Raw genomic sequence first — 24,035 nt, forward strand, 5'->3', positions numbered from 1 at the left:
GCCAGACGGAATATTCCGGAGCGAAACAAACCGATAGGATCGCCCCATGCGCCGTTCGAAAATCGTCTGTACTCTCGGCCCCGCGGTCGACTCCCACGAGCAGCTCGTCGCTCTGATCGAAGCCGGCATGAACGTGGCCCGCTTCAACTTCAGCCACGGCTCGCACGCCGAGCACCAGGGCCGGTACGACCGGGTCCGGGCCGCCGCCAAGGAGACGGGCAGGGCCGTCGGCGTCCTCGCCGACCTCCAGGGCCCCAAGATCCGCCTGGAGACCTTCGCCGAGGGCCCCGTCGAGCTGGTGCGTGGTGACGAGTTCACCATCACCACCGAGGACGTCCCCGGTGACAAGACGATCTGCGGGACCACCTACAAGGGCCTCCCCGGCGACGTCTCCCGCGGCGACCAGATCCTGATCAACGACGGCAACGTCGAGCTGAAGGTGCTGGACGTCGAGGGCGCCCGGGTCAGGACGATCGTCATCGAGGGCGGCGTCATCTCCGACCACAAGGGCATCAACCTGCCCGGCACGGCCGTGAACGTCCCCGCGCTGTCCGAGAAGGACGTCGAGGACCTGCGGTTCGCCCTGCGGATGGGCTGCGACCTGGTCGCCCTGTCCTTCGTCCGGGACGCGAAGGACGTCGCCGACGTCCACCGCGTGATGGACGAGGAGGGCCGCCGCGTCCCCGTCATCGCCAAGGTGGAGAAGCCGCAGGCGGTGGAGAACATGGAGGACGTCGTGATGGCGTTCGACGGCGTGATGGTCGCCCGTGGCGACCTGGCCGTCGAGTACCCGCTCGAGAAGGTCCCCATGGTGCAGAAGCGCCTGATCGAGCTGTGCCGGCGCAACGCGAAGCCGGTGATCGTGGCGACCCAGATGATGGAGTCGATGATCACCAACTCCCGTCCGACGCGCGCCGAGGCCTCCGACGTGGCCAACGCGATCCTGGACGGCGCGGACGCGGTCATGCTTTCGGCGGAGTCCTCGGTCGGCGCCTACCCGATCGAGACGGTCCGGACGATGTCGAAGATCGTCCAGGCTGCCGAGCAGGAGCTGCTGTCCAAGGGCCTGCAGCCGCTGGTGCCGGGCAAGAAGCCCCGTACGCAGGGCGGTTCGGTGGCCCGCGCGGCCTGCGAGATCGCCGACTTCCTCGGCGGCAAGGGCCTGGTGGCCTTCACCCAGTCCGGCGACACGGCCCGCCGGCTGTGCCGTTACCGCGTCGCGCAGCCGATCCTGGCGTTCACCACGGACGAGTCGACCCGCAACCAGCTCACGCTGAGCTGGGGCGTGGAGCCGCACGTGGTGCCGTTCGTGAACAGCACCGACGAGATGGTCGCGCTGGTGGAGCAGGAACTGGTCCGCCTGAGCCGCTTCAACGAGGGCGACATCATGGTGATCACCGCCGGCTCCCCGCCCGGCGTCCCCGGCACCACGAACATGGTCCGCGTCCACCACCTGGGCGAGGCGACCGCCTGACCCGGCACCCGTGACACGACCGAGGGCGCCCTCTGCGAGCAGAGGGCGCCCTCGGTGTTGCGGCTCCCGGGGTGGTCCCGGTGTGCGGCCCGGCGGTCGCTCAGTCGGTGATGTACTGGTGGAGTCCCGGTACGTGCAGGGTGCCGCCGAACTGGCCGGCCTGCTGGACCGTGACCTTGGTGAAGTAGATCAGCGGGATGTTCAGCGGCGGCGGGTTCTCCGGGTCGAACGTCACCGGGATCAGGCCCAGCAGGTTGCCGGAGATGCTCTCGGTGTACATCACGGTGTCGCCGTCGCGGATGGTCGACGTCGAACCCTTGGCGGCCTGGACGTGGTACGTCTTGCCGGACTGCTTGTCCTTGACCGTCTGGTGCAGGTCGCCGATGTCGGTGCCGTCGGAGATGACGTACTTCAGCACCTTCTTCCTGGTGCCGTTGGCGGTCCGCACCTCGACGATGCCCTTGTAGTCGGCGCCCTTCAGCAGCAGCGAGCTGGCGTTCAGGAACCACGGGTCGTCGGGGAGCGGGACGTTGTTGTCCACCCCGCCCTCGGCGTCGGTCGCGACCGGGCAGTCCTCCAGGTCCATCCCGGACGACTCGGAGGGGCTGGGCGAGGCGGTGGCCTCGGGCTCCTGCGTCGCCTCCTCCGCGGCCTCCTCGGCCTGCTCCGTGGCGTCCTGCGCCGCGTCGCCTGCCGTGTCGAGGACATCTCCGGCGGCGCTCTCGGCGGGCTTCTGCGGAGCCTCCTCGTCCTTCTCGTCCGTCTCCTCGGCGGGGGCGGACGACGACGCGGAGGCGGACGGGCCGGGGCCCGGGGTCTCCTCCGCCTTCTCGCCCGGCGTGAAGACGTCCTTGATGGCGTCCCCGACCTGCTCCAGCAGGTTCTTGTCGGTCTCCGACGGGGACGGGGCGGGTTCGGTGTCCGCCGCCTGTCCGCCCGCGGTCGCGGAGGGCGTGGGCGTCGGCTCGGCCTTGTCGTCGGAACCTGAATCCGGCGAAGAGTCCGAGTCCTTGTCCGTGTCCTCCTGCGGGGCCTCCTGGGCGGGAGCCGAGCCGGTCGGCTCCGCCGAGGGCTCCTCGTCGTCCTCGGAGGCGCTCTCGCTCGCGGTGGCGGACGGCGTGGGCGACGCGCTCGCGTCCCCCTTCTCCGCCTTCTCGATGGCCTCCAGGCACTCCTTGAACTCGTCGGCCGTGAGACTCCTGGACGACGGCTGGTCGTCGGCCTGGGCGAGCGTCGGCGTGAAGCCCATCCCCATCAGGACCGCGGTCGGCATCGCCGCTATGGCTATCGCCTTGCCCGCGGGCATGTGGAACCTGGTGAACAGCGGCTTCTTGGGTGCCGCGTGTCGCGGCCCGGTTCTCACACGGGACGCCTCCACATCAGCCCCGTGGGTCGCCTCGTCAGCCGGCACTGTGCCTCCCGTTCGCCCCGTTCGCCGGGCTCGTTCCTGACAGATCGTTCGGCTCACCCGTCGCCGCGGCGCCCTCTGCGGGGCCGGAGACCGTGGATTCGGGGAAGGCGCCCTCGGGTGCGCCGCCGTGCGCGCCCGCGTCCGCCCGCGGCTCCTGCTCGGGCGGCTCGCCCGGCACCCACGACACGGCCATCGCCCCGCCCACGAGGGCGAAGAGGAAGCCGATCAGGAAGCCGCCGAGGTTGGACACGGGGATGGACACCAACGCCAGCAGAATCGCCGCCACGCCCGCGAAGACGCGGATGTGCTTCTGGAACCAGAGGCTGACGCCGAGGACGACGAGCAGCACGCCGATGATCAGGGACCCGGCGCCCGCGGTGGTCGCCATCGCCAGGGTCAGGTGACCGATCTGCAGGTTCGCGTACGGGAAGTAGGCGATGGGGAGTCCGCCGATGATGATGAACAGACCGGCCCAGAAGGGCCGCTGGCCACGCCAGGCGCGGAACTGCAGCCGTCGGCGAGTGAACTGGCCGGAGGCGGCAGGAGTCTCGGCGCTCATGGAAAACAGCTCCCTGGATGGCGTTGCTGTGGTGGTGATGTGCGCCGCGCGTGAAGGCGCGGCGGGAAGGTGGACGGGCGGGGGCGCCACCGGCTCCCCCGCCCGTCAGCGAGTGCTTAGTAGCACTCCTTGACGCCCGTCGAGAGCGACATCTTCAGGCCGCTGAGCTTGAAGGTTCCGGCGGTGGTCGCCCACGCCGTCTGCTTCACGTCCTTCAGCACGGCCTTGTCGGCCTGCTGCGCGAACCCGAAGGGGTTGGCCTGCTCGCCGCCGCCCTTCATGCCCGGACCCTTGCTGGCGTCCTTGGCGGCAACACCGATGTCGATGTTCGTGAACGTCGCATCGGCGTTCAGGTCGGCGACGTCGATGTACAGGTTCTTGGCCTCGACCGGCTGAGCACCGTCACCGGCACGCAGGATCAGGCTGACGTTCCCGAGCACCGGAATGTTCGGGGTCACGACCGACTGGCACAGGCTCTTGATGGTCGCGGACTTGAACGCCGAGACCGCGACGGGGTGAGCCGTCTTCTTGCCGTCGAGGGTGTAACCCTCGTCCAGAGCGCCGTACTGCGAGAAGCCCTCGCCGACGAGCTCCTTCGTGGTGACCTTGAACGACTGGCCGGAAACGCTGAACGACGCCGCGAGGGCGCCCTGCGCGAGAGCGACACCTATGCAAGCCGTGGCGGCCACGCTGGGCACCATGACCACAGCGAACCGCTTCCATCTGGTCCCGCCACGCACCTGGGACTCCATATTTCCTCCTTCTCGGACGTACATCTCCTGTCCTGGCTCGCCGCCTTGAACGGCGGCCGAGTCGGGCAGGGATGGGAGAAGTGCTACGTCCTCGGGAAGGAGAGCGCCCGCTTTCGGCGACGCGAGGTACGCGCCCGAATCACCGGCGATCACCCCCGAGCGACAACCACTGGTCGCGCCTGACACGCATCACGCACAACCCTGCTGGACAGGCTTCGCCGGACGGGCGAAGACCCCCCTGTCCAAGGAGCGACGTCATTGCCGGCGCTCCTGCTCGGTGGGGACCCAGGAGTTCCCGCCGCCCGACCGGCTGTCGGGGTACGGGTGATGGACCGAGCGTCGCCGATCGTGGTGCATTCTCGCCGCCCGCACAAGGGGGTTCGTTACTGGCTAGTAACGGCCGGATAACCGTGGCGCGACCCGCCGGACCCGAGCGGCGACGCTGGGTGCACCGGTGGGGGTGTGCAAACCAGTTGATCAGTGGACAGAATCCGACAGATCAACGCCTGCGACTTACTCGTAGTAACAGCGGCCGCGATTACCAAGATTTGGTAAAGCGCGGCCGCTTCGGCCTCTGTCGGCCAGACGGCACCTCGGACCCCGTCCGTCGCCGTAACGGGCGAAAGCGGCAGAACGGGCGCCCGGGTGCGGTGCGTTCAGAACACTTCGCTCAGAACAGGGCGCGGGCCAGGGCGCGGCGCGCGGTCACCACGGCGGGGTGGTCGGCGCCGACCACGTCGAACAGCTCCAGCAGCCGCACGCGCGCGGTCTCCCGGTCGTCGCCCGCCGTGCGGGCCACGGTGTCGACCAGCCGGCCGAAGGCGTCCTCCACATGACCGCCCGCCAGGTCCAGATCGGCGGCGGCGATCTGCGCCTGTACGTCGCCCGGATCCCGGGCGGCGTCCGTGCGCACCTGCTGCGGGTCCATGTCCCGTACGCGGCGCAGCAGTTCGGCCTGGGCGAGGCCCAATGTGGCCTCGGGGTGGGCGGGGTCCTCGGCGAGCACGTTCTTGTAGGCCTGCACGGCGCCGTCCAGGTCGTTGCCGTCCAGCGCGCGGGCGGCCGCCTCCAGGAGGGAGTCGTACGGGCCGACGGGGGCCTCGCCGGCCGCCGGGGCGCCGCCCGGCTCGGCGTCCGGGTCGACGGTCAGGCCGGTCAGACCGAAGCGCTGCTCGGCGACCTGCACCAGCTGGTCCAGGGTCTGGCGGATCTGCGCCTCGCCCGCGGCGCCCTGGAAGAGCGGCAGGGCCTGTCCGGCCACCACCGCGAAGACGGCGGGGATGCCCTGGATGCCGAACTGCTGCATCAGCATCTGGTTGGCGTCGACGTCGATCTTGGCGAGGAGGAAACGGCCGTTGTATTCGACGGCGAGCCGCTCGAGGACGGGGCTCAGCTGCTTGCAGGGCTCGCACCACTCGGCCCAGAAGTCGATGACGACCGGGACCTCGGTGGAACGCTGCAGGACGTCGCGGTCAAAACCTGCCTCGTCGACGTCGATGACGAGGTCGGCGGGCGAGACGGCGCCGGTGCCGCCCGTGCGGGCCGCCTCGGCGCGCGCCTGCTCCGCCTTCGCCTTGGCCTCCTGGGCCGCCTTCACCGCGGCGAGGTCGACGACTCCGCTCATGGACATGTTCCGTGGCTGCATGCGTCTATCCTCCCCCGTACTCCGCGTGAGTGTGAAAAGCGCCCGGGAAACACAGGCTTACGTGTGGTGCTGATGCGCCGGGTCCCCACCCGGCGCGGTGGTCGTCGCTCGGGCACGTCAGGTGCTCACGTGCTTTCGCTACGAGTCGTAGCGTAATGGCAAGGGACCGGTGCGCGGTGCCGCTTCCCGGTGATCTCCCTCACCACCGCACGGAATCCGCCGGTTATGGTCGTGCCATGCAGCGCCGCTATCCAGCCAGTCGCACCGGGCGCCCCCGCAGCGCCGCGGCCGACACCGCGATCCTCGCCGCGACCCGGCAGGCGCTGGTGGACCTGGGGTGGTCGGGGCTCACGCTCTCGGACGTCGCGGTGCGCGCCGGGGTGGCCAAGACGACGCTGTACCGGCGCTGGGCGGGCAAGAACGAGCTCGTCGTGGACGCCGTCGCCGAGCTGTTCGATGAGCTGACGCTGCCCGACCGCGGGTCGCTGGCCGCCGACATCGAGGGCGTGGTGCTGCAGTTCGCCGCGATCCTGGCCCGCCCCGAGGCCCGCAGCGGGCTGATGGCGGTGGTCGCCGAGGCCACCCGCGACGAGGCGCTGCGCGAGCGGATCCGCGCCTCGATCGTCGACCGGCAGAAACGCCTGGTGATCGCGGGCCGCACCCGCGCCCAGCAGCGGGGCGAACTCCCCCCGGAGTCCGACGCGGACCGCTCGGCCCGCGCGGTCGACCTGATCTTCGACATGGTGGCGGGTTCGGTGGTGCACCGGACCCTGGTCAGCAACCAGCCGGCCGACGAGGAGTGGGTGCACGGGCTGACCCGGGTGCTGCTGTCGGGGCTGGCGGCGAGCGCACGCTGAGCATCGCGGCGAGAACAGGCCACGGTCGGCCGGTACTCTTCTGTCACCGCCTGGTCACCAGCTGCGATGATCGTGACCGTTTCGGGACGCATGGATCAGGGGGACAGGCATGACCGGCGCCGCACGCATCGACACCTCCACGCCGCACCCGGCCCGGGTCTACGACTGGTTCCTCGGCGGCAAGGACAACTACCCCGTCGACGAGGAACTGGGCCGGCAGATCATGGGCGTGGACGGCACCGCCCGGCACGTCGCCCGCACCAACCGCTGGTTCATGCAGCGCGTCACCCGCTGGCTGGCCGGCCCCGGGGGCGTACGGCAGTTCCTGGACGTCGGCACCGGCATACCGACCGAGCCGAACCTGCACCAGATCGCGCAGGGCGTCGCGCCGGAGTCCCGGGTGGTCTACGCGGACAACGACCCCATCGTGCTGAAGCACGCCGAGGCGCTGCTGCGCAGCACACCCGAGGGCGCCACCGACTACGTGCAGGCCGACGTGCGCGAGCCCGGCCGGATCCTGAAGGAGGCCCGGCAGACCCTGGACCTCACCCGCCCGGTGGCGCTGTCCCTGGTGGCGCTGACGCACTTCCTGGGCGACGAGGACGACCCGCACGCCCTGGTGGCCGGCCTCGTCGACGCCCTGCCGTCCGGCAGCTACCTGGTGCTGTCGCAGCTCACCGCTGACTTCGACCCGGCGGCCGTGGCGCGCGGGGTCGAGATGTACCGGGCGGGCGGCGTCACCCTGGCGCCCCGCACCCGCGCGGAGATCGCCCGCTTCTTCGAGGGTCTCGAGCCCGTCGATCCGGGGCTGGTCCAGCTGACCGACTGGCACCCGGAACTCGCGGTCGGGGAGACCGTCGACGAGCACGCGGTCATCTCCCTGTACGGGGCGGTCGCCCGCAAGCCGTGAACACACCGCGCCCCGGCGGGCCGGGGGCCTGCCGGGGCGGGGACGCACCTGCGTGGGCTCAGAAGCCGGCGGGCTCCGTGTAGACGCCCCACTCGTCGCGCAGGGCGTCGCAGATCTCGCCCAGCGTGGCCTCGGCGCGGACGGCGTCGAGCATCGGCTCGATCATGTTCGCGCCGGAGCGGGCCGCCTCGACCATCGCGTCCAGCGTGCCGCGCACCTTCGCGTCGTCGCGGGCGCTCTTGCGCTCGCCGAGCAGCCGTACCTGCTCACGCTCCACCTCGTGGCTGACCCGGAGGATCTCCAGGTCGCCGGTGACGGAGCCGGTGTGAACGTTGACGCCGACGACCTTCTTGTCGCCCTTCTCCAGCGCCTGCTGGTAGCGGAAGGCCGACTCGGCGATCTCGCCGGTGAACCAGCCGTCCTCGATGCCGCGCAGGATGCCGGAGGTGATCGGCCCGATGGGGTGCTCGCCGTCGGGGTGGGCGCGCAGACCGCGCTCCTTGATCTGCTCGAAGATCTTCTCGGCGTCCGCCTCGATGCGGTCGGTGAGCTGCTCGACGTACCAGGAACCGCCCAGCGGGTCGGCGACGTTGGCGACGCCGGTCTCCTCCATCAGCACCTGCTGGGTGCGCAGGGCGATCTCGGCGGCCTGCTCGCTGGGCAGCGCCAGGGTCTCGTCGAGGGCGTTCGTGTGCAGCGAGTTGGTCCCGCCGAGCACCGCGGCGAGCGCCTCGACGGCGGTGCGGACGACGTTGTTGTACGGCTGCTGCGCGGTGAGCGAGACGCCGGCGGTCTGGGTGTGGAACCGCAGCCACTGCGCCTTCTCGCTCCTGGCGCCGTAGACGTCCCGCATCCAGCGCGCCCAGATACGGCGCGCGGCGCGGAACTTGGCGATCTCCTCGAAGAAGTCGACGTGCGCGTCGAAGAAGAAGGACAGGCCGGGTGCGAAGACGTCCACGTCGAGGCCGCGGCTGAGCCCCAGCTCGACGTAGCCGAAGCCGTCGGCGAGGGTGTACGCCAGCTCCTGCGCGGCCGTCGAGCCCGCCTCGCGGATGTGGTAGCCGGAGACCGACAGCGGCTTGTACGCGGGGATGCGCGCGCTGGTGTACTCCATCAGGTCGCCGATGAGGCGCAGGTGCGGCTCGGGCTGGAAGAGCCACTCCTTCTGGGCGATGTACTCCTTGAAGATGTCCGTCTGCAGCGTGCCGTTGAGCACGCCCGGGTCGACGCCCTGGCGCTCGGCGGCGACGAGGTACATGCAGAAGACGGGCACGGCGGGCCCGCTGATGGTCATCGACGTGGTGACGTCACCGAGGGGGATGTCCTTGAACAGGACCTCCATGTCGGCCGCCGAGTCGATGGCCACCCCGCAGTGGCCGACCTCGCCCAGCGAGCGCGGGTCGTCGGAGTCGCGGCCCATGAGCGTCGGCATGTCGAAGGCGACGGAGAGGCCGCCTCCGCCGTTGCCGAGGATCATCTTGTACCGCTCGTTGGTCTGCTCGGCGTTCCCGAACCCGGCGAACTGCCGGATGGTCCACGTCCGCCCCCGGTAGCCGGTCGGGTACAGCCCGCGGGTGAACGGGTACTCCCCCGGCCAGCCGATCCGCTCGAACCCGTCGTAGCGGTCCCCGGGCCGCGGCCCGTACACCGGCTCCACGGGGTCCCCGGAGAGCGTGGTGAAGTCTGCGTCGCGCTTGCGCGCGGAGTCGTACCGGGCCTGCCAGCGACGGCGGCCCTCCTCGATGGCGTCAGCGTCCATACCCTCGAATTTACTAGGACGTCCAAGTAAATGTCGATGGGAGACCGCCGTACGCTCGTCCGTACGGCGGTGCGACGCGGGGCGTCAGGCCTTGGCGACGGCCGGCTCCGGGCTCTCCGTGAGGGGCTCCACCTGCTGTGTCACCTTGCGCTCGACGAAGAAGGCGGCGAAGGGGATCGTCCCGGACAGCAGCACCCACAGCAGCTTGCCGAACGGCCACTTGGCCTTAGAGCCGAGGTCGAACGCGAAGATCAGGTAGACGATGTACAGGAAGCCGTGCACCTGGGAGACGACCAGCGTGACGTCCTCGCCCGTTCCGAAGCCGTACTTGAACACCATGCAGGTGGACAGCACCAGCAGCATGACAGCGGTCACGTAGGCCATGACCCGGTAGCGGGTCAGCACGCTCTTCTTCATGCGATCGAGCGTAACGGCACGTTCCGGGCGATCTTCGGCAGGGTCACCCCTCCTCGAAGTCGCCCGCCGCCAGCCGCAGCGGGCGGAGGATCGCGAAGAGTTCCGCGCACTCCTCCGCGTCGTAGGCGCTCAGACCGAAGTCCATCGCCATCAGGTCCCGGGTCGCCGACTCGACCACCTCGCGGCCCTTGTCCGTGATGGACGCCAGCGTGCCGCGGCCGTCGTTGGGGTTGGGGCGCTTGGACACCAGCCCCGACCTCACCAGCCGGTCCACGGTGTTGGTCACCGACGTCGGATGCACCATCAACCGCTCGCCGATCTTGGACATCGGCAGCTCGCCGGACTTGGAGAAGGTCAGCAGGACCAGCGCCTCGTACCGTGCGAACGTGAGCCCGTAGGGCTTGACCACCGCGTCGACCTCGGCCAGCAGGATCTGGTGGGCCCGCATGACCGAGGTGATCGCGGCCATCGCCGGCACGCTTCCCCAGCGCTGCTTCCAGAGCTCGTCGGCACGGGCGATGGGATCGAACGAGAGACTGAGCGGTTTGGGCACGGTCCAGACCCTACCGGCGGGTCAGATGCCGGTCAGCCCTGTCTCGCCCTTCGGTCCGCCGTCAGCCGGCCAGGTGCCGTTCGACGGTCTCCACCTTCGACGTCAGCCCGTCCTCCACGCCCGGACGGATGTCCGCCTTGAGGACGAGGGAGACGCGCGGCGCGCGCGCCTCCACCGCGGCCACGGCGCGCTTCACCACGTCCATGACCTCGTCCCACTCCCCCTCGACCGACGTGAACATCGCGTCGGTGCGGTTCGGCAGCCCGGACTCGCGGACCACCCGCACGGCGTCGGCGACGTACTCCCCCACGTCCTCGCCGACACCCAGCGGCGTCACGGAAAAGGCGACGATCACGCGTTCACGACCCCTTCCTTGCGGGCGCGGGACGCGATCACCGCGTCCTCGGCCTCACGCTTCAGCCGCCGCTCGGCGAAGAAGCCGCCGGCGGGCAGCACCGACATCACGAAGTAGAAGGCGGCGGTGCCCAGCGACCACTTCGCCCGGTTCCAGGCGTCGGCCCAGAAGATCACGTAGAGGACGAAGAGGAAGCCGTGGACCGCGCCCATGACCGGCACGGCGTTGAACTCGGTGGTCCGCTTCAGGACCGAGCAGACGAGCAGCAGCAGGAACGAGATCGCTTCGGGGCCCGAGACCAGGCGGAGGCGGCGGAGTGCGGAGGCGGTCTTGATGTCCACGGGTCACCTTCGGAAGGGAGAGACGTCGGCGTCGACGGTGCTGTCTGCCTGCGAGCGCCTTGTGAACGCGCGCACAAGCGGGTCCATTGTGGCAAACCCCCGGGACGATCACGGCCGGGGGGTCGGGGTCGCGTCAGGGTGCGACTCGTCCTCCGGGATCTGGGCGCGGGGCAAAAGGGCCGCTACCGTCGCACACGTGGCGATGTTCCGACTTCAGAGCAGCAAGGTGCTCGCCGTCGACATGACCGGGGACGCCGTCAAGGCGAAGAACGGCTCCATGGTCGCGTACGACGGACAGATGGCCTTCAAGAAGCTCACGGGTGGCGGTGAGGGCATCCGGGGGATGGTGACCCGGCGGCTCACGGGCGAGCAGATGACGCTCATGGAGGTGAAGGGGCACGGCACCTGCTTCTTCGCCGACCGCGCCTCGGAGATCAACCTGGTGTCCCTCGGCGGGGAGAAGCTGTACGTGGAGTCCAGCAACCTGCTGGCGGCCGACGGCGGCCTGCGCACGGGCACCACCTTCACCGGCCTGCGCGGCGCCTCCCAGGGCAACGGGCTGTTCACGACCACGATCGAGGGGCACGGCCAGGCCGCGATCATGTCGGACGGCCCCGCCGTGCTGCTGCGGGTGAGCCCGCAGTACCCACTGACGGTCGACCCGGGGGCGTACGTCGCGCACCAGGGAAATCTGCGGCAGTCCTTCCAGTCCGGCGTGACGTTCCGCACGTTCATGGGCGAGGGCGGCGGCGAGGCCTTTCAGATCCGCTTCGAGGGCGACGGGGTGGTCTACGTCCAGCCCAGTGAGCGCAACACGATCGCGGGGGACGTCTGACATGGGCTTCCGGGAGATCAACCCCAAGATGGTCGAGGCGACCGTCGCGCCCGGTCAGCGGCTGTTCAGCCAGCGCGGCGCGATGCTCGCGTACCGGGGCGAGGTCAGCTTCACCCCGAACCTGCGCGGCGGCCAGGGCGGGGTGATGTCGATGATCGGCCGGCGCGTGGCGGACGAGGACACGCCCCTGATGACCGTGGAGGGCAGCGGCACGGTGCTGTTCGGGCACGGCGGCCACCACGTCCAGGTGATCCACCTCTCCGGGGACACCCTGTACGTCGAGGCGGACCGGCTGCTGGCCTTCGAGGGGACGCTGGAGCAGGGCACGGTGTTCCTCGGCTCGCAGGGCGGGGTGATGGGGATGGTCCGGGGCCAGGTCTCCGGTCAGGGCCTGTTCACCACCACGCTCAAGGGACACGGCGCGGTCGCCGTGATGGCGCACGGCGGGGTGATCGAGGTGCCGATCACCCCGCAGCGCCCGGTGCACGTCGACCCGCAGGCCTACGTCGCCCACCACGGTGACGTGCGCAACAAGCTCTCGACGGCGCTCGGCTGGCGGGACATGGTGGGACGCGGCTCCGGGGAGGCCTTCCAGCTGGAGCTGAGCGGCAGCGGCGCGGTCTACGTCCAGGCCTCGGAGGAGAAGCTGTGAGCACGTACGGAACGCCGGGCGCCGCGCCCCGGGTCCTCGACCCCATGACGCTGCCGTCCGACGACAACGTGGACGCCTACACCTTCTGCGTGGAGCTCAAGGGCACCCAGTGGTTCATGCAGAAGGGGAAGATGATCGCCTACTACGGCACCGTCGAGTTCAACGGCATCGGGCACGGGCGACTCGACCGACTTGTCCGGAAGGCGTTCCATTCGCCACTGCACGCGAGCGACTGGGTCGTGGCGGAGGGCTCGGGCAAGATGCTGCTCGCCGACCGGGCCTTCGACGTCAATTCGTACGACTTGGATGACGGCAATCTGACCATTCGCTCGGGCAACTTGCTCGCTTTTCAGCCAAGCTTGTCGCTGAAGCAGTCGATCGTGCCAGGTTTTCTGACACTGATCGGAACCGGAAAGTTCGTGGCGGCATCAAACGGACCGGTGGTGTTCATGGAGCCGCCGATCAGGGTCGACCCGCAGGCGCTGGTCGGCTGGGCGGACTGCCCGTCCCCGTGCCACCACTACGACCACGGCTACCTGACCGGCGTACTGGGCGGTCTACGTGCGATGACGGGCCTTGGAGGGGTCTCCGGCGAGGAGCACCAGTTCGAGTTCGTCGGCGCGGGCACGGTGCTGCTGCAGTCGTCCGAGGCGCTGATGACGGAGCAGGCCGTCGGGGCGCCTCCGCAGCAGCCCGGGGTGCCCGGAGGGGGTGGACCGGGCGGGTCCGGACCTGGCGCAGCCGGACCGCGTCTTCCCGGACAGCTGGGAGACCTCCAGCGTCGCTTCGGGCTGTGAGCGGTAGTGTGCGGGGTGTGACATCGAACGCCTGCACGCGGTGTCACACGGAAGCCCTATTAGTTCGCCTTTCAACTTCCTTAGGTAGACTTCATTCATGGAGACCGAGACGGCCACCCGCTGGCTGACCAATGCGGAGCAGTGCGCCTGGCGCACCCACCTGGAGGTCAACAAGCTGCTGACCTACCAGCTCGAGAAGGATCTGCAGCCGTTCGGCCTGACAATGAACGACTACGAGATCCTGGTGAACCTGTCCGAGTCGGAGGACCGGCGGATGCGGATGAGCGACCTCGCCTCCGCCACGATGCAGTCCAAGAGCCGGCTCTCCCACCAGATCACCCGGATGGAGAACGCCCACCTGGTCCGCCGGGAGAACTGCGAGTCGGACCGCCGCGGACTCTACGCGGTCCTCACCGACCACGGCATGGAGACGATGCAGAAGGTCGCCCCGCACCACGTGGCGTCGGTGCGCCGGCACTTCATCGACCTCCTCTCCCCCGAGGCCCTGATCGAGCTCGACAAGGCCCTCAAGCCCATCGCGGAGCACCTGCGCGGCCAGCGGGGACGACTCTGACGTCCTCCCCCTGACGCCCCCTAGGGCCGGGCCGTCCCCCGGTCCGAGCCGGCGAGCGGCAGGCGGAGTTCGAAGAGGGCTCCGCCCGCCGGCGCCGCGCCCGCGGTGAGCGTGCCGCCGTGCCGTACGGCCACGTCCCGCGCGATGGCCAGGCCGAGACCGGCCCCGCCGTCGTCCCGGCTGCGCGCCGCGTCCAGCCGGACGAACCGCTCGAAGATCCGCTCGCGGTCGGCCTCGGCCACCCCCTCGCCGTCGTCGGCGACGCCCACCACGGCCTCGCCGCCCTCCCGGCGCACGGTCACCGTGATCCGTTCCCGTGCGTGCCGCTCCGCGTTGTCCAGCAGGTTGGCGAGCACCCGCCCCAGCTGACCGCGTGACCCGGAGACCTCGACGGGCTCCGCCTCCACCGTGACGCGCCGGCGCTCCGCCGCCTCCTCACGGGCCAGCGCGGCCAGGTCCACCCGGGTGCCCGCGGGCCGCTCCCCCGCGTCGAGCCGGGCGAGCAGCAGCAGATCGGCGGCGAGGTTCTGCAGCCGTACGGTGTCCTCGACGGCGCCGTCCAGGTCGAGCAGCTCGGGGTGCGCGGCCGCCACCTCCAGCTGGGTGCGCAGCGAGGCGATGGGGCTGCGCAGCTCGTGCGAGGCGTCGGCGACGAACCTGCGCTGCCGCTCGACGGAGGTCTCCAGCGCGGCGAGCGTGGCGTTGGTGGTGCGGGCGAGCCGGGCGACCTCGTCGTGCGTCGCCGGTTCGGGGACGCGGCGGCGGAGGTCCTCGGAGGCGGTGATCGCGGCCATCTCCCTGCGGATGCCCTCGACGGGGCGCAGGGCCCTTCCGGTGACCAGCCAGGTCACCCCGGCGACGACGCCGAGCAGCAGCGGGAAGCCGATGAGCATGGCGGTCAGCGCCGTGCCCACGGCGCTGTGTTCGGCGGCGAGCGGGGCGCCCGCGTGGACGGTGAGACGGCCCCGGTCGGGGGTCTCCACCTCGACGGCGGCGAAGCGGTAGTCCTCGGTGTCGCCGTCGACGGTGGCGGTGCCGTTGGTGTAGCTCGCGCCCTGGGCGATCTCGCCGGGTTCGAGGGACTCGTCGTCGTCCCGGTCGTCCCGGTCGTCGCGGTCGTCGTCGCGGTGGTCAGGGCCGTCCCGGTCGTCACGGCCGTCCTCCTCGGACCGGATGGGTGCGGGGGTCACCTCGGAGGTGCCCGTACCGCTGATCCGCTCCAGGTCCTCCGAGGCCGCGAGCAGGACGCCGTCCTCGTCGACGATCTGCACGGGGGTGTCCTCGGCGTCCAGCCCGGAGAGCTTGCCGAGGGGTGTACGGGCGGCCAGTTCGGAGGCGACGGCCTGCGCGGAACGCTCGGCCCGGGTGCCCGCCTCGCCGGTCAGGTTGGCGCGCAGGGACAGCAGGAGGGCGGTGCCGGCCGCGACGAGGGCCACGGCGACGACGAGCGTGGCGCCGAGCGTCGCCCGGGAGCGGACCGAGCCGAACAGCCGGCTCACGGCGCCGTCTCCAGCCGGTATCCGGCGCCGCGCACCGTGCGGATGAGGTCCGCGCGGAGCTTGCGGCGCAGGGCGCTGACGTAGACCTCGACGATGTTGGGGTCGCCCTCGTACGCGAAGTCCCAGACGTGCTCGAGGATGTCGGCCTTGGACACCACCTCGCCGGCCCGCAGCACCAGGTGCTCCAGCACCGAGAACTCCTTCGCCGTCAGCTCGGCCTCCTCCTCGCCGAGCCAGACGCGGCGGGCGGCGGTGTCCACCTTCAGATCGCCGTGCACATGGACCGGGGACGCGCCCGCGGCCCGCCGGCGGCGCAGCAGCGCCTTCACCCGGGCGACCAGCACCACATAGGAGAACGGCTTGGTCAGGTAGTCGTCGGCGCCGGTGTCCAGGCCCTCGGCCTCGTCGTACTCGCCGTCCTTGGCGGTGAGCATCAGGATCGGCACGTCGTGCCCGGCGGCGCGCAGGGCGGCGCACACCCGGTAGCCGTTGAGTCCGGGCAGCATGATGTCGAGGATCACCAGGTCGTACGGCTCGGTCGTGGCCCGGTCCAGCCCCTCCCGGCCGTCGTGCACGACGTCGACGGCGTACCCCTCGGCGGTGAGGCCCTTGGCGAGGGAGAGGGCGAGGCGCTTTTCGTCCTCGACGATCAGGAGTCGCATGGGACCCAGGGTCGCAAAGGGAAGCTGAAGATCACTTAAGGCTGCTTCAGCTTCGGCTCAGCGTCGGTGGGCGAGATTGAAGACGTCGAAAGCCCACCCACTCGGGAGGAACCCACATGAAGCGCAACATCGTGATCGCCGTCGTCACGGCCGCGGCCCTCGTGGGAGGCGGCACGGCCACGGCCCTCGCGGTCTCGGGGGACGATGACGACGCCTCGACGCCGGTGACGCGGACGGACGACGACCGGGACGACCGGGACGACCGGGACGACCGTTCCGACGACGGCGGCGACAGCGACGACGGCGACCGTGCCGCCGCACCCGGGGACGTCACCGCCGCCGACGCCATCGCCGCCGCGCTGAAGCACACCCCGGGTACGGCGGTGTCCGCCGAGCTGGACGACGGGTCGTGGGAGATCGACGTCCTCGGCAAGGGCGACACCTGGCACAGCGTGCGCGTCGACCCGGGCACCGGCAAGGTCCTGGGCTCGTCGAAGGACGACGAGGACGACGCCGCCGAGGTGCGGGCCGCGCTGAAGGGGACGTCGGTGACGGCCGAGCAGGCGGCGAAGGCTGCCGCCGCCAAGGGGACCGTCGTCTCCGTCGACCTGGACGACGACGGCGACGACCGGGGCTGGGAGGCGGAGACGCGCGCCTCCGGCGGGGACGGGCAGGACTGGAGCGTCGGCCTGACGACCGCTTCGGTCACGGCCGACCGCGACGACGACTGACCAGGAGTGTCCTCGCCCCCGCCGCCCCTTCCCTTCCCGTCCCCCGGGGGCTGCGCCCCCGGACCCCCATCGGCCCTGACGGGCCTCGTCCTCAAACGCCGGACGGGCTGACATTCAGCCCCTCCGGCGTTTGAGGAGCGGGGTCCGGGGCGGAGCCCCGGGTCGGGACGGGAAGGGGCGGCGGGGGCGGGAAACCCGTGCTCAGCCGCCGGACGAGCCACCCTGGGTCAGACCCTCGACCAACTCGTCCGCCGCCCGGTAGGGATCCAGCTCGCCCATGACGATCCGCTCGGCGAGCGCCCCGAGGCGGCGGTCCCCGTGGAGGTCGCCGATGCGTTCCCGCAGAGCGGTGACCGCGATCGTCTCGACCTCCCGCGCCGCCCGCGCCCTGCGCCGCTCCGCGAGGACGCCCCGTTCCTCCATCCACGCCCGGTGTTTCTCCAGCGCCTCGACGACCTCGTCGACGCCCTCCTGACGGGCGGCGACCGTCTTGACGATCGGGGGGCGCCAGTCGCCGGGGCCGCGGGACTCGCCGAGGCCCAGCATGTGGTTCAGCTCGCGGGCGGTGGCGTCCGCCCCGTCGCGGTCGGCCTTGTTGACGACGTAGACGTCGCCGATCTCCAGGATTCCGGCCTTGGCGGCCTGGATGCCGTCGCCCATGCCGGGGGCGAGCAGGACCACGGAGGTGTCGGCCTGGGAGGCGATCTCCACCTCCGACTGGCCCACGCCGACCGTCTCGACGAGGATCACGTCGCAGCCGGCCGCGTCCAGGACGCGGATGGCCTGCGGCGCGGCCCAGGCGAGGCCGCCCAGGTGGCCGCGGGTGGCCATGGAGCGGATGTAGACGCCCGGGTCGGAGGCGTGCTCCGACATCCGGACGCGGTCACCCAGAAGGGCGCCCCCGGAGAAGGGGGAGGACGGGTCGACGGCCAGGACGCCGACCCGCTTGCCCTGTTTGCGGTACGCGGTCACCAGCGCCGAGGTGGACGTCGACTTGCCCACGCCCGGGGAGCCGGTGAGGCCGACCACGTAGGCATTGCCCGCGAGCGGCGCGAGGGCCGCCATGACCTCCCTGAGCTGCGGTGACGCCCCCTCCACCAAGGAGATCAGCCGGGCCACGGCCCGTGGCCTGCCCTCTCTGGCCTGGGCCACCAGAGTGGAGACGTCCTGCATCACAGCTCCGTTCGCGTAAGGGAAGTCGGCAACAACCGGGTCAGGCCTTGGGTACCCGCACGATCAGCGCGTCACCCTGGCCGCCGCCACCGCACAGCGCCGCGGCGCCGACACCGCCGCCTCGCCGCTTCAGCTCCAGCGCCAGGTGCAGCACCAGGCGCGCGCCGGACATCCCGATCGGGTGGCCCAGCGCGATGGCGCCGCCGTTGACGTTCACCTTTTCGGTGGAAACGCCCAGGTCCTTCATTGACTGCACGGCAACCGCCGCGAACGCCTCGTTGATCTCGATCAGGTCGAGGTCGGAGACCTCCAGGCCCTCCTTCTTGAGGGCGTGCAGGATGGCGTTCGACGGCTGCGACTGGAGCGAGTTGTCGGGGCCGGCCACGTTGCCGTGGGCGCCGATCTCGGCGATCCACTCCAGGCCCAGCTCCTGCGCCTTGGCCTTGCTCATCACGACCACGGCGGCGGCGCCGTCGGAGATCTGCGAGGAGGAGCCGGCGGTGATGGTGCCGTCCTTGGCGAAGGCCGGGCGCAGCTTGCCGAGGGACTCGGCGGTGGTGTCGCCGCGGATGCCCTCGTCCTTGCTGAAGAGCACCGGGTCGCCCTTGCGCTGCGGGATCTCGACCGGGGTGATCTCGGCCTCGAAGATGCCGTTCTTCTGCGCGGCGGCGGCCCGCTGGTGGGACAGGGCGGCGATCTCGTCCTGCTCGGCGCGGCCGATGCCGAGGCGGGTGTTGTGCTTCTCCGTGGACTCGCCCATGGCGATGTTCTCGAAGGAGTCGGTCAGGCCGTCGTGCGCCATCGCGTCGAGCACCTGCACCGCGCCGTACTTGTAGCCCTCGCGGGACTTCGGCAGCAGATGGGGGGCGTTGGTCATGGACTCCTGGCCGCCGGCCACGACCACGTCGAACTCGCCCGCGCGGATGAGCTGGTCGGCCAGCGCGATGGCGTCGAGGCCGGAGAGGCACACCTTGTTGATGGTGAGCGCCGGGACGTTCATCGGGATGCCGGCCTTCACGGCGGCCTGGCGCGCCGGGATCTGCCCCGCCCCGGCCTGGAGCACCTGCCCCATGATCACGTACTGGACCTGGTCGCCACCGATCCCCGCACGGTCGAGGGCGGCCTTGATCGCGAAGCCGCCGAGGTCGGCTCCGGAGAACGACTTCAGCGAACCGAGCAGCCGACCCATCGGGGTGCGGGCGCCCGCGACGATGACGGACGTCGTGCCGTTCGTTGCGGATGATGCAGAAGATGCAGAAGTCATGAGCTGCGGTCCCCTTCCGGCTGCACAGCCGAGGAGTGAACGAGGGTTTACTTCGAATGTACTGACGCGCGGGTGACCCCGTCATCGGCCTTTCGGTGTGATCGCGCGCACGTTGCGTAACCGGCCCGGGGGCGCTGCACTGATTTCATGCTGACGCGAATCGACCACATCGGGATCGCCTGCTTCGACCTCGACAAGACCGTGGAGTTCTACCGCTCCACCTACGGCTTCGAGGTGTTCCACTCGGAGGTCAACGAGGAGCAGGGCGTGCGCGAGGCCATGCTCAAGATCAACGAGACCTCGGACGGCGGCGCCTCCTACCTGCAGCTTCTCGAGCCGACCCGCGAGGACTCCACCGTCGCCAAGTGGCTCGCGAAGAACGGCGAGGGGGTCCACCACATCGCTTTCGGTACGGCGGACGTCGACACGGAGGCGGCCGGCATCAAGGAGAAGGGCGTACGCGTTCTGTACGAAGAGCCCCGGCGCGGTTCCATGGGGTCACGGATCACCTTCCTGCACCCGAAGGACTGCCACGGCGTACTGACAGAACTGGTCACTTCCGCGCCCGTTGAGTCGTCCGAGCACTGACCCACGTACATAAGGGCCGGTAGGGTTGGGTCTGGTCGCCGCTCGAAGCGTGGTGACCGAGTCCCGTCGTGTTCGGCGACGGGATCGCCGGGGCCGGGTGGCGGGGGGCGAGCGCGGGGCAGCAGCCCATGCTCCGCCGTTGATCTGACACCATTCCCCGGGGGCTCCGTTCGGGATGGGCGGAGCTCGGCCAGACTTGCGACCAGGGGACGGATGGGACCGCGCAGTGCGGGGCTACGAGAGCCAGGAGCGAGAGCCGGCGGCTGACGTCGACCACCTCTCTCGGTTCGAAGCCGAGATGAAGCGGCTGAAGACCGAGCGGGAAAAGGCGATCCAGCACGCCGAGGACCTCGGCTACCAGGTCGAGGTGCTGCGCGCCAAGCTGCACGAGGCGCGGCGCACCATCATGTCCCGGCCCGCCTACGACGGCGGCGACATCGGTTACCAGGCCGAGCAGTTGCTGCGCAACGCGCAGATGCAGGCCGACCAGCTCCGCGCGGACGCCGAGCGGGAGCTGAGCCAGGCCCGCGCCCAGACCCAGCGCATTCTCCAGGAGCACGCCGAGCAGGCCGCCCGCCTCCAGGCGGAACTGCACCAGGAGGCGGTGGCCCGGCGTCAGCAGCTCGACCAGGAGCTGGCGGAGCGCCGCCAGACCGTCGAGACGCACGTCAACGAGAACGTGGCGTGGGCGGAGCAGCTGCGGGCCCGCACCGAGGAGCAGGCCCGCCGCCTGATGGAGGAGACCCGCGCCGAGCGGGAGCAGGCCCTGGCCGCCGCGCGCGAGGAGGCCGAGCGGCTGACCGCCGAGGCCCGCCGCCGGCTGCAGAGCGAGGCGGAGGCGGCCCGCAGCGAGGCCGAGCAGCTGCTGCGCCGCGCCCGCGCGGACGCCGAGCGGCTGCTGAACGCCGCGTCCACGCAGGCCCAGGAGGCCACCGAGCACGCCGAGCAGCTGCGCACCTCCACGGTCACCGAGTCGGAGTCGGCGCGCCGCCGGGCGCAGGAGATGAGCCGGGCCGCCGAGGAGCGGATGGCCCAGGCGGAGAGCGCGCTGCGCGAGGCGCGGTCCGAGGCCGAGAAGGTGCTCGCCGAGGCGAAGGAGGCCGCCGCCAAGGCGCTGGCGTCCGCCGAGGCCGCCAACGAGACCCGTACGCGCACCGCCAAGGAGCAGGTGGCGCGGCTGGTCAGCGAGGCGACCAAGGAGGCGGAGGCCACCAAGGCGGACGCCGAGCAGCTGGTCGCCGACGCCCGCGCCGAGGCGGAGAAGATCGTCGCGGAGGCCGCGGAGAAGGCCCGTACGCTCACCGCGGAGGAGTCGGCCACCCAGCTGTCCAAGGCGGCCAAGACCGCCGAGGACGTGCTCAACAAGGCGTCCGAGGAGGCCAAGCGGACCACCAAGGCGGCCGCCGAGGAGGCCGAGCGGATCCGCCGCGAGGCCGAGGCCGAGGCCGACCGGCTGCGCGCCGAGGCGCACGACATCGCCGAGCAGCTCAAGGGCGCGGCGAAGGACGACACCAAGGAGTACCGCGCCAAGACGGTCGAGCTGCAGGAGGAGGCGCGCCGGCTGCGCGGCGAGGCCGAGCAGCTGCGCGCCGACGCGGTCGCCGAGGGCGAGAAGATCCGCGCGGAGGCCCGCAAGGAGGCCGTGGCGCAGATCGAGGAGGCGGCCAAGTCCGCCGAGGAGCTGCTCGCCAAGGCCAAGGCGGACGCGGACGAACTGCGCTCCACCGCGCAGACGGACAGCGAGAAGGTCCGCACCGAGGCCATCGAGCGCGCCACGACGCTGCGCCGGCAGGCCGAGGAGACCCTGGAGCGCACCCGCAAGGAGGCCGAGCGGCACCGCGCGGAGGCCGCGGAGCAGGCCGACGCGCTCAAGGAGGACGCCGAGCGGGCCGCGCGCGAGCTGCGCGAGGAGACCGAGCGGGCCGTGGAGGCGCGGCGCGCGGAGGCCGCCGAGGAGCTGACCCGGCTGCACACCGAGGCCGAGGAGCGCCTCGCCTCGGCCGAGCAGGCGCTGAGCGACGCGCGCGAGGAGGCCGCCCGGATCCGCCGCGAGGCGACCGAGGAGGCCGAGCGGCTGCGCACCGAGGCCGCCGAGCGGATCCGTACGCTGCAGCAGCAGGCGGAGCAGGAGGCCGAGCGGCTGCGCGACGAGGCCGCCGCGGACGCGTCGGCGTCCCGGGCGGAGGGCGAGGCCGTCGCCGTGCGGCTGCGGTCGGAGGCCGCGGCGGAGGCGGAGCGGCTCAAGTCGGAGGCGCAGGACAGCGCGGACCGGATGCGCGCGGAGGCCCAGGCGGCCGCCGAGCGGATCGGCACGGAGGCGTCCGAGACGCTGGCGGCGGCGCAGGAGGAGGCGGCCCGGCGGCGCCGGGAGGCGGAGGAACTCCTCGGCGCGGCCCGCGAGGAGGCCGGCGAGGAGCGTCGGCGGGCCCGCGAGCAGAGCGAGGAACTGCTGGCGGCGGCGCGCACCCGTGTGGAGGAGGCACAGGCCGAGGCCGTACGGCTGGTCGAGGAGGCGGACCGGCGCGCCACGGAGATGGTGTCGGCGGCGGAGCTCCACGCCCAGCAGGTGCGGGACTCCGTCGCGGGGCTGCACGAGCAGGCGCAGGAGGAGATCACCGGGCTGCGCAGCGCCGCCGAGCACGCGGCGGAGCGCACCCGGCGCGAGGCCGAGGAGGAGGCGGACCGGGTCCGCGCCGACGCCTACGCGGAGCGGGAGCGGGCCAGCGAGGACGCGGGCCGGATGCGGCGCGAGGCGCAGGAAGAGGCCGAGGAGGCCAAGTCCCTTGCGGAGCGCACGGTTTCGGAGGCGATCACGGAGGCGGACCGGATCCGCGCCGAGGTCTCCGAGCATGCGCAGCGGCTGCGCACCGAGGCGTCCGACGCGGTCGCCGAGGCGGAGCAGGCCGCGGCGCGTACCCGGGCGGAGGCCCGCCAGGACGCCAACCGGATCCGTTCGGACGCGGCGACGCAGGCGGACACGCTCATCACCGAGGCGCGCAGCGAGGCGGAGCGGCTCACCGACGAGACGGTCGCCGAGGCCGAGCGGGTGCGTTCGGAGTCGGTCGCCAAGGCGGAGAAGCTCATCGCGGACGCCACCGGCGACGCGGAGCGGCTGCGCGCCGAGGCCGCGGAGACGGTGGGGTCGGCGCAGCAGCACGCGGAGCGGCTGCGGCAGGAGGCCGAGCGGGTCAAGGCCGACGCGGAGTCGGAGGCGGAGCGGCTGGTGTCCTCCGCGCGCGACGAGGCCGAGCGGACGCTGGACGAGGCCCGCAAGGAGGCCAACAAGCGGCGTTCGGAGGCGGCCGAGCAGGTCGACACCCTCATCACGGAGACCACCGCCGAGGCGGACAAGCTGCTCACCGAGGCGCAGCAGCAGGCGCTGAAGACGACGGCCGACGCCGAGTCGCAGGCGGACACCATGGTGGGCGCGGCCCGCAGCGAGGCCGAGCGGCTGGTGTCCGAGGCGCGGGTCGAGGGCAACTCCCTGGTGGAGAAGGCCCGTACGGACGCCGACGAGCTGCTGGTCGGCGCACGCCGGGACGCGACGCAGATCCGGGAGCGCGCGGAGGAGCTGCGCGACCGCATCACCAGGGAGATCGAGGAGCTGCACGAGCGGGCACGGCGCGAGGCGGCGGAGACCATGAAGTCCGCCGGCGACCGCTGCGACGCGCTGATCAAGGCCGCGGAGGAGCAGCTGGCCAAGGCGGAGGCCAAGGCGAAGGAGATCGTCTCCGAGGCCAACTCCGAGGCGGGCAAGGTGCGCATCGCCGCCGTGAAGAAGGCCGAGGGTCTTCTGAAGGAGGCGGAGCAGAAGAAGGCCACGCTCGTGAAGGAGGCCGAGGAGCTGAAGGCCGAGGCGGTGCGCGAGGCACGGCGCACCGTCGAGGAGGGCAAGCGCGAGCTGGAAGTCCTCGTCCGGCGCCGCGAGGACATCAACGCGGAGATCTCGCGCGTCCAGGACGTCCTGGAGGCCCTGGAGTCCTTCGAAGCCCCGGCGGGCGGCAAGGACAACGGCGTCAAGGCAGGGGCCGCGGCAGGTGCTACCCGTACGGGTGGCAAGTCAACCGATAGCTAGCAAACCGGGCGAATTCCCTTGTACGGTGAGGGCTTTGACCATGGCTTTGGCAAGGCTTCCGGCGGCGAGCCACTCAAAAGGGGTGTCATCTTCCGTATCAAACGTGCATCCGCTCGATGACACAGCGCTTCGGCCCCTAGGATTCCACCTAT

Annotated in this window: 23 protein-coding genes; 10 read left to right on the forward strand and 13 right to left on the reverse strand. The window is 71.3% G+C overall.

Annotation, left to right across the window (positions count from 1 at the left end; translation table 11 throughout):
* Positions 1–46: 46 nt before the first annotated feature.
* Positions 47–1,474 carry a pyruvate kinase gene (pyk, locus tag ELQ39_RS09160; RefSeq protein WP_242591611.1) on the forward strand — a complete coding sequence of 476 codons (1,428 nt, stop codon included), beginning with the start codon at positions 47–49 and terminating at the stop codon, positions 1,472–1,474.
* 100 nt (positions 1,475–1,574) lie between these two features.
* On the opposite strand, the gene ELQ39_RS09165 is transcribed toward pyk, so the two are convergent.
* The 4 genes from ELQ39_RS09165 to ELQ39_RS09180 form a co-directional block, all read right to left on the reverse strand.
* Positions 1,575–2,885, reverse strand: a complete 1,311-nt coding sequence (locus ELQ39_RS09165; protein ID WP_242591612.1) for a hypothetical protein — start codon at positions 2,883–2,885, stop codon at positions 1,575–1,577.
* Positions 2,875–3,444: a DUF6114 domain-containing protein gene (locus ELQ39_RS09170; RefSeq protein WP_225626444.1), complete on the reverse strand. Its 570-nt coding sequence runs from the start codon at positions 3,442–3,444 to the stop codon at positions 2,875–2,877. Before ELQ39_RS09170 ends, ELQ39_RS09165 begins: the two co-directional genes overlap by 11 nt.
* Positions 3,445–3,560: 116 nt before the next feature.
* Positions 3,561–4,196: a DUF6230 family protein gene (locus ELQ39_RS09175; protein ID WP_006130203.1), complete on the reverse strand. Its 636-nt coding sequence runs from the start codon at positions 4,194–4,196 to the stop codon at positions 3,561–3,563.
* A gap of 670 nt (positions 4,197–4,866) precedes the next feature.
* On the reverse strand, positions 4,867–5,841 hold the full coding sequence (locus tag ELQ39_RS09180) for a tetratricopeptide repeat protein (protein WP_242591613.1): 975 nt from the start codon (positions 5,839–5,841) through the stop codon (positions 4,867–4,869).
* Positions 5,842–6,077: 236 nt separating this feature from the next.
* Here ELQ39_RS09180 and ELQ39_RS09185 point away from each other — a divergent pair, with 236 nt between their 5' ends.
* Positions 6,078–6,698, forward strand: coding sequence for a TetR/AcrR family transcriptional regulator (locus ELQ39_RS09185; protein ID WP_190002655.1), 621 nt, complete (start codon positions 6,078–6,080; stop codon positions 6,696–6,698).
* 109 nt (positions 6,699–6,807) lie between these two features.
* The gene (locus tag ELQ39_RS09190; RefSeq protein WP_242591614.1) at positions 6,808–7,608 is read left to right on the forward strand and encodes an SAM-dependent methyltransferase; all 801 of its coding nucleotides are present in this window, start codon (positions 6,808–6,810) and stop codon (positions 7,606–7,608) included.
* A gap of 58 nt (positions 7,609–7,666) precedes the next feature.
* Here ELQ39_RS09190 and ELQ39_RS09195 read toward each other — a convergent pair whose 3' ends face one another.
* The 5 genes from ELQ39_RS09195 to ELQ39_RS09215 all read right to left on the reverse strand — a co-directional run bounded on the left by ELQ39_RS09195 (position 7,667) and on the right by ELQ39_RS09215 (position 11,033).
* On the reverse strand, positions 7,667–9,367 hold the full coding sequence (locus ELQ39_RS09195; RefSeq protein ID WP_242591615.1) for an acyl-CoA mutase large subunit family protein: 1,701 nt from the start codon (positions 9,365–9,367) through the stop codon (positions 7,667–7,669).
* An 84-nt stretch (positions 9,368–9,451) separates the two neighbouring features.
* Positions 9,452–9,784 (reverse strand): DUF3817 domain-containing protein, encoded by a 333-nt coding sequence (locus ELQ39_RS09200; protein ID WP_190002652.1) that lies wholly within the window; start codon positions 9,782–9,784, stop codon positions 9,452–9,454.
* A gap of 43 nt (positions 9,785–9,827) precedes the next feature.
* The gene (locus tag ELQ39_RS09205) at positions 9,828–10,337 is read right to left on the reverse strand and encodes a MarR family winged helix-turn-helix transcriptional regulator (RefSeq protein WP_190002651.1); all 510 of its coding nucleotides are present in this window, start codon (positions 10,335–10,337) and stop codon (positions 9,828–9,830) included.
* Positions 10,338–10,398: 61 nt separating this feature from the next.
* The gene (locus ELQ39_RS09210; protein ID WP_006130194.1) at positions 10,399–10,692 is read right to left on the reverse strand and encodes an MTH1187 family thiamine-binding protein; all 294 of its coding nucleotides are present in this window, start codon (positions 10,690–10,692) and stop codon (positions 10,399–10,401) included.
* Positions 10,689–11,033: a DUF3817 domain-containing protein gene (locus tag ELQ39_RS09215; RefSeq protein ID WP_190002650.1), complete on the reverse strand. Its 345-nt coding sequence runs from the start codon at positions 11,031–11,033 to the stop codon at positions 10,689–10,691. Before ELQ39_RS09215 ends, ELQ39_RS09210 begins: the two co-directional genes overlap by 4 nt.
* A gap of 202 nt (positions 11,034–11,235) precedes the next feature.
* Between ELQ39_RS09215 and ELQ39_RS09220 the strand changes: the two genes are divergently transcribed.
* The 4 genes from ELQ39_RS09220 (at position 11,236) to ELQ39_RS09235 (ending at position 13,891) form a co-directional block, all read left to right on the forward strand.
* Entirely contained in the window at positions 11,236–11,868 is a 633-nt protein-coding gene (locus ELQ39_RS09220) for an AIM24 family protein (protein WP_225626487.1), read from the forward strand.
* 1 nt (position 11,869) lies between these two features.
* Positions 11,870–12,520, forward strand: a complete 651-nt coding sequence (locus ELQ39_RS09225; RefSeq protein ID WP_225626440.1) for an AIM24 family protein — start codon at positions 11,870–11,872, stop codon at positions 12,518–12,520.
* Entirely contained in the window at positions 12,517–13,317 is an 801-nt protein-coding gene (locus ELQ39_RS09230; protein ID WP_242591616.1) for an AIM24 family protein, read from the forward strand. Before ELQ39_RS09225 ends, ELQ39_RS09230 begins: the two co-directional genes overlap by 4 nt.
* 97 nt (positions 13,318–13,414) lie before the next feature.
* Positions 13,415–13,891, forward strand: a complete 477-nt coding sequence (locus ELQ39_RS09235) for a MarR family winged helix-turn-helix transcriptional regulator (RefSeq protein WP_006130189.1) — start codon at positions 13,415–13,417, stop codon at positions 13,889–13,891.
* Between the two features lie 20 nt (positions 13,892–13,911).
* Here ELQ39_RS09235 and ELQ39_RS09240 read toward each other — a convergent pair whose 3' ends face one another.
* Positions 13,912–15,390, reverse strand: coding sequence for a sensor histidine kinase (locus tag ELQ39_RS09240; RefSeq protein WP_242591617.1), 1,479 nt, complete (start codon positions 15,388–15,390; stop codon positions 13,912–13,914).
* Positions 15,387–16,052: a response regulator transcription factor gene (locus ELQ39_RS09245; RefSeq protein WP_102638330.1), complete on the reverse strand. Its 666-nt coding sequence runs from the start codon at positions 16,050–16,052 to the stop codon at positions 15,387–15,389. The genes ELQ39_RS09240 and ELQ39_RS09245 overlap by 4 nt, the downstream gene beginning before the upstream one ends.
* 116 nt (positions 16,053–16,168) lie before the next feature.
* Here ELQ39_RS09245 and ELQ39_RS09250 point away from each other — a divergent pair, with 116 nt between their 5' ends.
* Positions 16,169–16,783 (forward strand): PepSY domain-containing protein, encoded by a 615-nt coding sequence (locus ELQ39_RS09250; RefSeq protein ID WP_242591618.1) that lies wholly within the window; start codon positions 16,169–16,171, stop codon positions 16,781–16,783.
* Between the two features lie 201 nt (positions 16,784–16,984).
* On the opposite strand, the gene meaB is transcribed toward ELQ39_RS09250, so the two are convergent.
* Both meaB and ELQ39_RS09260 read right to left on the reverse strand, forming a co-directional pair.
* Positions 16,985–17,956: a methylmalonyl Co-A mutase-associated GTPase MeaB gene (gene meaB, locus ELQ39_RS09255; protein ID WP_190002645.1), complete on the reverse strand. Its 972-nt coding sequence runs from the start codon at positions 17,954–17,956 to the stop codon at positions 16,985–16,987.
* Positions 17,957–17,996: 40 nt separating this feature from the next.
* Positions 17,997–19,220 carry an acetyl-CoA C-acyltransferase gene (locus tag ELQ39_RS09260; protein WP_190002644.1) on the reverse strand — a complete coding sequence of 408 codons (1,224 nt, stop codon included), beginning with the start codon at positions 19,218–19,220 and terminating at the stop codon, positions 17,997–17,999.
* Between the two features lie 147 nt (positions 19,221–19,367).
* On the opposite strand from ELQ39_RS09260, the gene mce reads away from it, so the two are divergent.
* Positions 19,368–19,808 (forward strand): methylmalonyl-CoA epimerase, encoded by a 441-nt coding sequence (gene mce / locus ELQ39_RS09265; RefSeq protein ID WP_190002643.1) that lies wholly within the window; start codon positions 19,368–19,370, stop codon positions 19,806–19,808.
* Between the two features lie 226 nt (positions 19,809–20,034).
* The gene (gene scy, locus ELQ39_RS09270; protein WP_242591619.1) at positions 20,035–23,883 is read left to right on the forward strand and encodes a polarized growth protein Scy; all 3,849 of its coding nucleotides are present in this window, start codon (positions 20,035–20,037) and stop codon (positions 23,881–23,883) included.
* The last annotated feature ends 152 nt before the right edge of the window (positions 23,884–24,035 follow it).

It is taken from the genome of Streptomyces sp. GB4-14, assembly GCF_022696125.1.
In the GTDB taxonomy this organism is placed as follows: Bacteria; Actinomycetota; Actinomycetes; order Streptomycetales; family Streptomycetaceae; genus Streptomyces; species Streptomyces werraensis.

Excerpts from the sequence above, each read along its gene's own strand:
- pyk (WP_242591611.1), top strand. The coding sequence starts at position 47 with ATGCGCCGTTCGAAAATCGTCTGTACTCTCGGCCCCGCGGTCGACTCC.
- ELQ39_RS09170 (WP_225626444.1), bottom strand. The coding sequence starts at position 3,444 with ATGAGCGCCGAGACTCCTGCCGCCTCCGGCCAGTTCACTCGCCGACGG.
- ELQ39_RS09175 (WP_006130203.1), bottom strand. The coding sequence starts at position 4,196 with ATGGAGTCCCAGGTGCGTGGCGGGACCAGATGGAAGCGGTTCGCTGTG.
- ELQ39_RS09180 (WP_242591613.1), bottom strand. The coding sequence starts at position 5,841 with ATGCAGCCACGGAACATGTCCATGAGCGGAGTCGTCGACCTCGCCGCG.
- ELQ39_RS09185 (WP_190002655.1), top strand. The coding sequence starts at position 6,078 with ATGCAGCGCCGCTATCCAGCCAGTCGCACCGGGCGCCCCCGCAGCGCC.
- ELQ39_RS09190 (WP_242591614.1), top strand. The coding sequence starts at position 6,808 with ATGACCGGCGCCGCACGCATCGACACCTCCACGCCGCACCCGGCCCGG.
- ELQ39_RS09195 (WP_242591615.1), bottom strand. The coding sequence starts at position 9,367 with ATGGACGCTGACGCCATCGAGGAGGGCCGCCGTCGCTGGCAGGCCCGG.
- ELQ39_RS09200 (WP_190002652.1), bottom strand. The coding sequence starts at position 9,784 with ATGAAGAAGAGCGTGCTGACCCGCTACCGGGTCATGGCCTACGTGACC.
- ELQ39_RS09220 (WP_225626487.1), top strand. The coding sequence starts at position 11,236 with ATGTTCCGACTTCAGAGCAGCAAGGTGCTCGCCGTCGACATGACCGGG.
- ELQ39_RS09225 (WP_225626440.1), top strand. The coding sequence starts at position 11,870 with ATGGGCTTCCGGGAGATCAACCCCAAGATGGTCGAGGCGACCGTCGCG.
- ELQ39_RS09235 (WP_006130189.1), top strand. The coding sequence starts at position 13,415 with ATGGAGACCGAGACGGCCACCCGCTGGCTGACCAATGCGGAGCAGTGC.
- ELQ39_RS09245 (WP_102638330.1), bottom strand. The coding sequence starts at position 16,052 with ATGCGACTCCTGATCGTCGAGGACGAAAAGCGCCTCGCCCTCTCCCTC.
- ELQ39_RS09250 (WP_242591618.1), top strand. The coding sequence starts at position 16,169 with ATGAAGCGCAACATCGTGATCGCCGTCGTCACGGCCGCGGCCCTCGTG.
- meaB (WP_190002645.1), bottom strand. The coding sequence starts at position 17,956 with ATGCAGGACGTCTCCACTCTGGTGGCCCAGGCCAGAGAGGGCAGGCCA.
- ELQ39_RS09260 (WP_190002644.1), bottom strand. The coding sequence starts at position 19,220 with ATGACTTCTGCATCTTCTGCATCATCCGCAACGAACGGCACGACGTCC.
- mce (WP_190002643.1), top strand. The coding sequence starts at position 19,368 with ATGCTGACGCGAATCGACCACATCGGGATCGCCTGCTTCGACCTCGAC.